Origin of the sequence: Rathayibacter sp. AY1D9, from assembly GCF_002932395.1 — a bacterium.
Taxonomy (GTDB): domain Bacteria; phylum Actinomycetota; class Actinomycetes; order Actinomycetales; family Microbacteriaceae; genus Rathayibacter.
Genome location: NZ_PSVQ01000060.1, coordinates 1 through 10,424 on the forward strand (window position 1 = coordinate 1; position 10,424 = coordinate 10,424).

The window sequence follows — 10,424 nt, forward strand, 5'->3', positions numbered from 1 at the left end:
CGGCCGCAGGGGTCGGATCGGCGGGGATCGCCACCGTGGCCCAGCCGTCGGAGCCGGTCGCGGCCGGGATCGGCGTAGCCGGAGCGGGCGCGGCGGTCGCCTCGACGGCGGCGCGTTCGGCCTCCGGGGCGGCTGCGCGAGGCTCGACGCGGGCGATGTACTTCACCCGCAGGCCGAGGACCTGCTGGATCGCCTGACGCAGGTACTCGCTGACTCCGGGCTGCCCCGCGGTTCCCGGCATCTTGAACGACTCGACGTCGTTCTGGCTCGGGAACGAGAGGGTCAGCACGTCGTCCTTGAGGGCGCGCACCTGGGCGGTGTAGGCCACCAGCCAGGCGGTCATCTTCGCCTTCTGCACGACCTCGAGGATCTCGGGCCAGGTGTCCTTCATCCGCTGGAGGGTGACCGCGCCGTCGGCGGGTGCGTCGCCCGCGGCCGCAGCGGGTGCGGAGGCGGCGGCCGCGGAGGCGGCGGCCGCCTCAGTGGACGCAGCGGCCTGATCCGACGGCTCCTGCTCGACCGGCTCCGGACGAGCCGCCGCGGCGGTCGTCGCGCGGGGGCGTCCTGACTCGGCCGGCGCGGACTCGTCCGCCTCCGGGGCGGCCGCCGTCTCGTCGGGCGCCGTCACCGGCGGCGCAGCGACCGGTGCGGACGCCGTCACCGGCGCCTCGGTGCGCGGAGCGGCCGCGATGGACTCGGGCACCGAGCCGGGAGCGGCGGCGTGCGAGGCGTGGTGGGGCTCGGGCGCACGGGACGGCTCGGACGCGCGCGACGCCTCGGACGACCGCGGGGCGGGCGCCGCGGACTCGCGCGGCGCGGCCACGTGCCGCGGGCGCTCCTCCTGGGCCGCAGCGGGCGCGATGCCGGCGCCGGTGCCGTGCACCAGGGTGCGGGCGATCATCAGCTCGAGGTGCAGGCGCTGCGAGGTCGCACCGGTCATCTCGGTGAGGGCCTCGTTGACCACGTCGGCGATGCGCGAGAGCTCGGCCAGGCCGAGCGCGCGCGACTGGCCGGCCATGCGGTCGAGCTCGTCCTGCGAGACGCCGCGGAGCACGGCCGAGGCCGCTCCCCCGGTCGCCGCGACGACGATCAGGTCGCGGAGCTTCTCGAGCAGGTCCTCGACGAAGCGGCGCGGGTCCTGCCCCGTCTGGATGACGCGGTCGACCGCTCCGAACGCCTCGGCGGAGTCGTGCTCGGCGAGCGCGTCGACCACCTCGTCGAGCAGGGCGCCGTGGGTGTAGCCGAGGAGGGCGACGGCCCGCTCGTACTCGACGGTCTCGGCCTCGGAGCCGGCCATCAGCTGGTCGAGCAGGGAGAGCGTGTCGCGGACGGACCCGCCGCCCGCGCGGACCACGAGCGGCAGCACGCCGGCCGCCACGTGCACGCCCTCGCGCTCGCAGAGCTCCTGCGTGTAGTCGAGCATCTGCGCCGGCGGGACGAGCCGGAACGGGTAGTGGTGCGTGCGCGAGCGGATCGTGCCGATGACCTTGTCCGGCTCCGTGGTCGCGAAGATGAACTTCACGTGCTCCGGCGGCTCCTCCACGATCTTGAGCAGCGCGTTGAAGCCCTGCGGCGTGACCATGTGCGCCTCGTCGAGGATGAAGATCTTGAAGCGGTCGCGCGCCGGGGCGAAGATGGCGCGCTCGCGCAGATCGCGCGCGTCGTCGACTCCGTTGTGGCTCGCCGCGTCGATCTCGACCACGTCGAGCGAGCCCTGGCCCTCGCGGCTGAGCTCGACGCAGCTGTCGCAGACGCCGCAGGGGGTGTCGGTCGGGCCCGTCGCGCAGTTGAGGCAGCGGGCGAGGATGCGCGCCGAGGTGGTCTTGCCGCAGCCGCGGGGGCCGCTGAAGAGGTAGGCGTGGTTGACGCGGTTGGTGCGGAGCGCCGTCATGAGCGGATCCGTCACCTGGGACTGGCCGATCATCTCGGCGAACGTCTCGGGCCGGTACCGGCGATACAGGGCTGCTACCACCCGTCAACAGTAGCCGCGACCTCCGACACCGGAGCCGGGACGGCGGAGACCGGAGCGCGCGTAGCCTCGGTCCCGTGCTCCCGCCGCCTCCGCTCCCCCGCTTCGACGCGGTCGTGCTCGCCGGCGGACGCGCCTCCCGCCTCGGCGGCGCGGTCAAGCCGCTCCTCCGGCACCGCGAGTCGACGCTCCTCGGCACCGCCCTCGCAGCCGTGCGCGGAGCCGAGCGGAGGGTCGTGGCCGGACCGTCGTCGCTCGCACCGGCCGTCGACGGCGCCGAGCTCGTCCAGGAGGATCCGCCGTTCGGCGGCCCGGTCGCGGGCCTGGCCGCCGCGCTGCCCCTGCTCGACCGCCCGGGCGCTCCGGACTGGGTCGTCGTGCTCGCCGCCGATCTCGTCGCCCCCGCTCCCGCCGTGCACACCCTGCTCGAGGTCGCGTCGAACGCCGTCGAGGCCTCCCTCCTGGCCGTCGACGCGAGCGGCCGAGCCCAGCAGCTCCTCGGCGTGCACCGGCGAGCGGCCCTCGTCGAAGCGCTCACCGCGCTCGGCGATCCCGACGGCTCCTCGGTGCGCGCCCTCCTCCGGGACCTTCCCCCGCGGCTCGTGACGGTGCCCGGAGGGACGACCGACGACGTCGACGCGCCCGCCGACGCGCACCGGCACGGGATCGACCTGCCGGGCCCGCGCGGCGCAGACTGAGCGGATGGACGACACGACCGGCCCCCGCCCCTCCGCCTCCGACGGCGCCCGCCCCACGGAGGAGGTGCTCGCCGGCTGGTGGGCCGAGCTGTGCTCCGCGCTCGGCCTCAGCGAGGTCCCGGTGGACCCGGACGCCCTGCTCGCCCTCGCCGGTCGCGCGGCGCACGGAGTGGTCCGGCCGGCGGCTCCGCTGACCACGTTCCTCGCGGGCTACGCGGCGGGCCTGGCCGGGGGCGGCCGGGACGCGCTCGACGCGGCGCTCACGGCCTCGCACCGGGCGGTGGACGAGCGTCCGCACGCCTCCTGAGACGCTACTCCACCGGCCTCGATCCGGCACCAGGCCGACGCCGTACGGTTCCCCCGAGTCCCGGTGCCGCGGCTCGGACCGAGAGCGGCGCAGGACTCCCGCGGCCGACTGCGCCGCGGTCGTCCATCTGAAGGAGCCCCGCATGTCAGGCAACAGAGCCGTCGCCTACAAGTCCCCCGGAGTCGTCGAGGTCATCGACATCGACTACCCCACCTTCGAGCTGAAGGACGGACCCGGCGTCAATCCGGCGAACATCGGGCGGAAGCTGCCGCACGGCGCCATCCTCCGCACCGTCTCCACCAACATCTGCGGCTCGGACCAGCACATGGTCCGCGGCCGCACCACCGCTCCGTCGGACCTCGTGCTCGGCCACGAGATCACCGGCGAGGTCGTGGAGGTCGGCCCCGACGTCGAGTTCGTCAAGGTCGGCGACATCGTGTCCGTGCCGTTCAACATCGCCTGCGGCCGCTGCCGCAACTGCAAGGAGCGCAAGACCGGCATCTGCCTCAACGTGAATCCGGACCGCCCGGGCAGCGCGTACGGCTACGTCGACATGGGCGGCTGGGTCGGCGGGCAGGCCGAGTACGTGATGGTCCCCTACGCCGACTGGAACCTCCTGGTGTTCCCGGACCGCGATCAGGCGCTCGAGAAGATCCTCGACCTGACGATGCTCTCGGACATCTTCCCGACGGGCTTCCACGGCGCGGTGACCGCCGGGGTCGGCGTCGGCTCCACGGTCTACGTCGCAGGAGCGGGACCGGTCGGACTCGCCGCGGCGGTCGGAGCGCAGCTGCTCGGAGCGGCCGTCGTGATCGTCGCGGACCTCAACGAGGAGCGTCTGGCGCAGGCGCGCTCCTTCGGCTGCGAGACGGTCGACGTCTCGAAGGGCGATCCGGCCGGCCAGATCGAGCAGATCCTCGGCGTGCCCGAGGTCGACTGCGGAGTGGACGCCGTCGGCTTCGAGGCGCACGGCAACGGCGCCGACTCGGGGAAGGAGGCGCCGGCGACGGTGCTGAACTCGCTGATGTCGATCACCGCGGCGGGCGGCGCCCTCGGCATCCCGGGCCTCTACGTCACGGGCGACCCGGGCGGAGTCGACGAGGCGGCCCAGGAGGGCTCGCTGTCGATCCGCCTCGGGCTCGGCTGGGCGAAGTCGCTGTCCTTCACCACGGGCCAGTGCCCGGTCATGAAGTACAACCGGCAGCTGATGATGGCGATCCTGCACGACCGGGTCCACATCGCCGACGCGGTCCAGACCACCGCGATCAGCCTGGACGACGCTCCCCGCGGCTACGCCGACTTCGACAAGGGCGCCGCGAAGAAGTTCGTGCTGAACCCGAACGGCTACCTGGGATGACCGACGGGGCGGGTCCTGCCCAGGGCCCGCCCCGAGCCCCGGGAGAATGGACGGGATGAGCGCGCACGGGCACGAGGCGACCGACTGGGACGAGGCCAGGCGGATCGTCGGCGAAGCGGTGGCGCGCTCCGGCGTCTCGACAGTCCCCCTCCTCGACGCCCGCGGAGCCGTCCTCGACCGCGCCGTCACCGCCGCCCGGCCGCTCCCCCACTACGACTCCTCGGCCATGGACGGCTGGGCCGTGCGCGGACCCGGGCCCTGGCCGCTCGAGGACGGCACCGCCGCGCCGATCGTCACCGGAGCCGCCGTGCCCGACTGGAGCGACGCCGTGCTGCCGTCCGAGCAGGGCGCGGTCCGCGACGACCTGCTCACGGCGCGGGCGCCCCTCCCGCCCGGCCGCCACGTCCGGCGCGCGGGCGACGAGGCCGCCCGCGGAGCCGTGCTGGTCGATGCCCGGACCCGCCTCACTCCCGCGCACCTCGCCCTGCTCGCGGTCGCCGGGATCGACGCGCTCGACGTCCGCCCGACCGCCGCGGTCGACCTGCTCCTCACGGGGGACGAGGTCGACACCGAGGGGATGCCGCCCGCCGGACGGGTGCGCGACGCGTTCACGCCGCTGCTGCCCGCGCTGGTCGAGCTCTCGGGCGGAGCCGTGGGAGAGGTCGTGCGCCGCGGCGACGACGAGGAGGCGATCGCACGGACGCTGCTGGCGGGCACGGCGCCGATCCTCCTCACGACGGGCGGGACCGGGCGCTCCCGGGTGGACGCGGTCCGTCGCGCCCTCGATGCGGTGGGCGCGCGCGTCCTCGTCGACGGCGTCGGAATGCGCCCCGGCCACCCGACCATGGCTGCGCTGCTGCCGGGCGGGACGCTGGTGATCGCGCTGCCGGGCAACCCGCTCGCCGCCCTGCTCGCGGCGGTCTCCTTCCTGCCGCCGGCCCTCGACGCGGCGTCCGGCGCCGCTGCCCGGCCCCTCGGCCGGGGCGTCCTCGCCGAGCCGCTCGGGCGCGCGGGGACCACGGTGCTCGTGCCCGTCTCCTCCGGCGAGGACGGCTGGCGGGCCTCCGCCGGCATCCGCTCGCACATGCTCACCGGTCTCGCCGCCTCGGAGGCCGTGGCCGTCGTGCCCGCACCGGGAGCGGCAGCAGGCGACTCGGTGCGCCTGCTGCCGCTGCCCTGGTGAGGCCTACGCCGCCGGTTCGAGGCGGATCACGACCGACTTCGAGGTCGGCGTGTTGCTGATCTTCGCGGTCGAGTCCAGCGGTACGAGGACGTTCGTCTCGGGGTAGTAGGCGGCCGCGCAGCCGCGGGGCGTGTCGTACGCCACGACGCGGAACGCCTCCGCCCGCCGCTCGACGCCGTCGGGCCACTCCGAGACCAGGTCGACCATCGCGCCGTCCGCGAAGCCCAGCTCGGCGACGTCGTCGGCGTGGACGAACACCACCCGGCGGCCGTCGTGGATCCCGCGGTAGCGGTCGTCCTTGCCGTAGATCGTGGTGTTGAACTGGTCGTGCGAGCGCAGCGTCTGCAGCAGCAGCCTGCCCTCCGGAACCCGCGGGTACTCGAGCGGATTCGCGGTGAAGCGGGCCAGGCCGGAGGGGGTGTCGAAGCGGCGCGAGTCGCGCGGCGGGTGCGGGAGGACGAAGCCGCCGGGCACGTCGATCCGGGCCTCGAAGCCGTCGAAACCGGGGACGACGTTGGCGATGTGCGAGCGGATGCGGCGGTAGTCGTCGCGCAGTCCCGCCCAGTCGACCCGGGGGACGTTCTCGCGGCCCTCGAGCAGCCGCTCCGCGATCCCCGTGAGGATCGCCACCTCCGAGCGCAGGCCCGGGCTCGGCGGGCGCAGGCGGCCCCGGGAGGCGTGCACGGCGCTCATCGAGTCCTCGACCGTGACCCGCTGCTCGCCCGAGCGCTGCACGTCGGAGTCGGTGCGGCCGAGGGTGGGCAGGATCAGCGCGCGCCGGCCGGTGACCACGTGCGAGCGGTTGAGCTTGGTCGAGACGTGGACGGTGAGGGCGAGCGAGCGCATCGCCGCCTCCGTCACTCCGCTGTCGGGCGTCGCCCGGGCGAAGTTGCCGCCGAGCCCCGTGAACACGCGGGCCTTCCCGTCGCGCATCGCCCGGATCGCGGCGACCGTGTCCGTCCCGTGCACGCGCGGGGAGGAGAAGGAGAACTCGCGGTCGAGCGCGTCGTGGAAGGAGTCCGGCATCCGCTCGAAGATGCCCATCGTGCGGTCGCCCTGCACGTTCGAGTGGCCGCGCACCGGGCAGACGCCCGCGCCGGGCTTGCCGATGTTGCCGGTGAGCAGGAGCACGTTGACGACGTCCTTGAGCGTCGCGACCGAGTGCGCGTGCTGCGTGAGGCCCATCGCCCAGCAGACGACGGTGCCCTCGGACGCCGCGATCAGCTCGGCGACGGTGCGGATGCGCGTCTCGTCGATCCCGCTCGCCCGCTCGATCTCGTCCCACTGGACCTCCCGCAGCCCGTGGAGGTACTCGGCGAGGCCGCCGGTGCTCTCGCGGATGAAGGCGTGGTCGAAGACGTCGCCGCGCGCCTCCTCCGCCTCGAGCAGCGCCTTGCCCAGACCCTGGAACAGGGCCTGGTCGCCGCCCAGCCGGACCTGGAGGAAGTGGTCGGCGAGGGCCGTGCCGTCGCCCAGGGTGCCGCGGACGGTCTGCGGGTTCTGGAAGCGGAGCAGCCCCGCCTCCGGCAGCGGATTCACGGCCACGATGGTGCCGCCGGCGCGCTTGGCGCGCTCCAGCGCGGTCAGCATCCGCGGGTGGTTCGTTCCGGGGTTCTGGCCGGCGACGATGATCAGCGGTGCCCGCTCCACGTCGCGCAGGCTCACCGAGCCCTTGCCGATCCCGATCGTCTCAGTGAGGGCCGATCCGCTGGACTCGTGGCACATGTTCGAGCAGTCGGGCAGGTTGTTCGTGCCGAAGCCGCGGACCATCAGCTGGTAGACGAAGGCCGACTCGTTCGAGGTCCGGCCGGACGTGTAGAAGATCGCCTCGTCGGGGCTCGCGCAGGCCCGCAGCTCCTCAGCCACGAGGTCGAGCGCCTCATCCCAGCCCACCGGCCGGTAGTGCGTGGCGCCCTCCTCGAGCAGCATCGGCTCCGTCAGCCGGCCCTGCTGGCCGAGCGCGAAGTCGTCCCACTCCTCCAGCTCCGCGACGGGGTGCGCGGCGAAGAAGGCCGATGTGACGGTGCGGAGCGTGGCCTCCTCGGCGACCGCCTTCGCTCCGTTCTCGCAGAACTCGGCGACGTGGCGCTTGTCGCCCTCCGGCCAGGCGCAGCCCGGGCAGTCGAATCCGGTCTTCTGGTTCACCCGCAGGAGCGTCTCGGCGCTGCGCACCGGGCCCATCTGCTTGAGCGAGATCTCGAGGGCGTGGGCGACGCCGGGGATCCCGACGGCGCGTCTCTTCGGCGACCGGACGGAGAGGCGGCTCTCGTCGATCGGACTCTCGCGGGGCTCGGCGTCATCGACCATTCCTGCATCGTACGTCCGCACCCCGGCATCGCTCCCGGTTCCCGGTGGGAGGATGACCTCCACCGCCTGAGGAGACCCATGAGCCGCAGTGTCGCCCGCACCCGCCTGACCGCCGTCCGCGCCGACGATCCGCCCCGCCGTCGCGAGGACGTCCTGGCCGTCGAGGAGCCGCTCGAGATCCGCGTCGGCGGACGGCGCTTCAGCGTGACCATGCGCACGCCCGGCGACGACTTCGACCTGGTCGCGGGATTCCTGGTGTCCGAGGGGGTGCTCACAGAGTCGGAGCAGCTGGCGGCGATGCGCTACTGCGCGAGCGGCTCCGGGCCGGGCGAGAACACGTACAACGTGGTCGACGCGAGCGTTCGCGGCGGGCGGGAGGCCGTGCTGCTCGAGCGCGAGCGGTCGGTGTACACGACGAGCTCGTGCGGAGTGTGCGGGCTCGCGTCACTCGAGGCGGTCGCCACCGACTCGGCGTGGAGCGTCGCGGAGGACGACCTGCGGGTCGAGCGGGAGCTGCTGGTCTCGCTCCCCGATCGGCTCCGCGAGGCGCAGGCGGTGTTCGAGCGGACGGGCGGCGTCCACGCGGCCGGGCTGTTCGACGCGGACGGCTCGCTGCTGGTGCTCCGGGAGGACGTCGGGCGGCACAACGCCGTGGACAAGGTGGTCGGCTGGGGGCTCCGGGAGGGGCGGCTGCCATTGCGGGGGACGCTGCTGCAGGTGTCGGGGCGCGCCTCGTTCGAGCTGGTGCAGAAGGCCGTGATGGCCGGCATCCCCCTGCTCGCCGCGGTCGGTGCCCCGTCGTCGCTGGCGGTGGACCTGGCTCGCGACTCCGGCCTCACCCTGATCGGCTTCAGCCGCGGCTCCGGCTTCAACCTCTACGCGGGCGACGCGCGCCTGCTGCCCTGAGCCGGGGCTCCTCAGCCGGCTCCTGCCGATGGAGCAGCCCGCACAGCGGCCGCATCGAGATCCCCCTCGTACTCGGTGGCTCTCGCCACGCCGCGTCCCGCGGCTACTCGACCAGCGAGGGTCGCCGCGTGTTCGGCAGAGGGCCGCGACCCGGAATCGGGTGCGAGCGATTCAGGGCAGCCCGACAAGACCCGCTCTGCGCAACGCAGGCCCACGAGAAGCCGACCGCGGTCGTGCAGCGGGCCACCGCTGCACGACGAGCGAGCACCGCCGCGTGCCAGCGATTCAGGGCAGCCCGACGTACCCGGCTCTGCGCGATGCAGGCCCACGAGAAGCCGACCGCGGTCGCGCAACGGGCCACCGCCGCACGACGAGCGGGCACCGCCGCGTGCGAGCGATTCAGGGCAGCCCGACAGGACCCGCTCCACGGGAGCCGCCACCCCTGGAAGCCGGCCGCGAGTCGTGTCGCGGCTCCGCCGCTACACGACCGACAAGGACTGCCGGGCGATCTCCAGCTCCTCGTTCGTGGGGATGACGAGGACGGCGACGCGGGAGTCGTCGGTGGAGATGCGGCGGGCGCCGCGGTCGGAGGACGTGTTGCGCTCGGGGTCGAGCTCGATGCCCAGGCCCTCGAGGCCGCGGAGGGCGCCGGCGCGGACGGCGGCGACGTTCTCGCCGACTCCCGCCGTGAACACCACGGCGTCGACGCGGCCCAGCTGGGCGTAGAAGGCCCCGATGTAGTGGCGGAGGCGGTGGTAGTAGACCTCGAGCCCGGCGCGGGCCTGCTCGTCGCCGGCCTCGGCCGCCTCCTGGACGTCGCGCATGTCGCCGCGACCCGTGAGGCCGAGGAGGCCGCTTCGGCGGTTGAGGAGGGTGTCGAGCTCGTCGATCGAGAGGCCCGCCTTGCGGGCCAGGTGGAAGACGACGGCCGGGTCGAGGTCGCCGGAGCGGGTGCCCATCACCAGGCCCTCGAGCGGGGTCATGCCCATCGAGGTCTCGACGGAGACGCCGCCGTCGACGGCGCAGGCGGACGCTCCGTTGCCCAGGTGCAGGACGATCGTCTTCAGGTCGGAGCGGCGGCGGCCGAGGTAGGCGGCGGCGGCCTCCGAGACGAACTTGTGCGAGGTGCCGTGGAAGCCGTAGCGGCGGACGCGGTGCTTCTCGGCGAGCTCGGCGGGCAGCGCGTAGGTCGACGCCTCGGCCGGGATCGTGTGGTGGAAGGCGGTGTCGAAGACGGCGACGTGCGGGACGTCCGGGAAGGCGTTCTGCGCCGCCTCGATGCCCTCGAGGTTCGCGGGGTTGTGCAGCGGGGCGAGGTCGGCGAGGTCCTCGATGTTGATCTTGACCAGGTCGGTGACGACGGTGGGCTCGAAGAAGCGCTTGCCGCCGTGCACGACGCGGTGGCCCACGGCGACGGGAGGGAACTCGTCGAGGCTCGGGCCGTGCTCGCCGAACGCGCGGATCATCGCGTCGAAGCCGGCGGTGTGGTCGGGGATCGGCCCCTCGATCTCGAACGACTCCCCGTCGCGGGTGTGCTTCGTGCGGCCGGTGTCCTCGCCGATCCGCTCGACGAGGCCGCTGGCGAGCGTCTCCTCGGTGGTCATCTCGATGAGCTGGTACTTGAACGACGACGATCCGCTGTTGACGACGAGGACGACGGACATGAGGGGACTCCTGGGGTGATCGGGGTCGGGAGG

Annotated in this window: 8 protein-coding genes; 5 read left to right on the forward strand and 3 right to left on the reverse strand. The window is 73.9% G+C overall.

The window, feature by feature from the left end; translation table 11 throughout:
• Positions 1–1,972, reverse strand: a 1,972-nt coding sequence (locus C5C50_RS16155; protein WP_104273919.1) for a DNA polymerase III subunit gamma and tau, incomplete at its 3' end; no start/stop codon positions are given.
• Between the two features lie 74 nt (positions 1,973–2,046).
• On the opposite strand from C5C50_RS16155, the gene C5C50_RS16160 reads away from it, so the two are divergent.
• From C5C50_RS16160 to C5C50_RS16175, 4 genes are all read left to right on the forward strand, one after another.
• The gene (locus C5C50_RS16160; RefSeq protein WP_258063529.1) at positions 2,047–2,667 is read left to right on the forward strand and encodes a molybdenum cofactor guanylyltransferase; all 621 of its coding nucleotides are present in this window, start codon (positions 2,047–2,049) and stop codon (positions 2,665–2,667) included.
• Positions 2,668–2,671: 4 nt separating this feature from the next.
• The gene (locus C5C50_RS16165; RefSeq protein WP_219814118.1) at positions 2,672–2,974 is read left to right on the forward strand and encodes a DUF6457 domain-containing protein; all 303 of its coding nucleotides are present in this window, start codon (positions 2,672–2,674) and stop codon (positions 2,972–2,974) included.
• Between the two features lie 142 nt (positions 2,975–3,116).
• Positions 3,117–4,331, forward strand: coding sequence for a formaldehyde dehydrogenase, glutathione-independent (gene fdhA, locus C5C50_RS16170; RefSeq protein ID WP_104273917.1), 1,215 nt, complete (start codon positions 3,117–3,119; stop codon positions 4,329–4,331).
• Positions 4,332–4,386: 55 nt separating this feature from the next.
• Positions 4,387–5,514, forward strand: coding sequence for a molybdopterin molybdotransferase MoeA (locus tag C5C50_RS16175; RefSeq protein WP_181069251.1), 1,128 nt, complete (start codon positions 4,387–4,389; stop codon positions 5,512–5,514).
• Positions 5,515–5,517: 3 nt separating this feature from the next.
• On the opposite strand, the gene C5C50_RS16180 is transcribed toward C5C50_RS16175, so the two are convergent.
• On the reverse strand, positions 5,518–7,821 hold the full coding sequence (locus C5C50_RS16180) for an FdhF/YdeP family oxidoreductase (RefSeq protein WP_104273918.1): 2,304 nt from the start codon (positions 7,819–7,821) through the stop codon (positions 5,518–5,520).
• 78 nt (positions 7,822–7,899) lie between these two features.
• Here C5C50_RS16180 and fdhD point away from each other — a divergent pair, with 78 nt between their 5' ends.
• Entirely contained in the window at positions 7,900–8,727 is an 828-nt protein-coding gene (fdhD, locus tag C5C50_RS16185) for a formate dehydrogenase accessory sulfurtransferase FdhD (RefSeq protein ID WP_104225120.1), read from the forward strand.
• Between the two features lie 479 nt (positions 8,728–9,206).
• Here the strand turns inward: fdhD and C5C50_RS16190 are convergent, their stop codons facing one another.
• The gene (locus C5C50_RS16190; protein WP_104251116.1) at positions 9,207–10,391 is read right to left on the reverse strand and encodes an acetate/propionate family kinase; all 1,185 of its coding nucleotides are present in this window, start codon (positions 10,389–10,391) and stop codon (positions 9,207–9,209) included.
• Between the last annotated feature and the right edge of the window lie 33 nt (positions 10,392–10,424).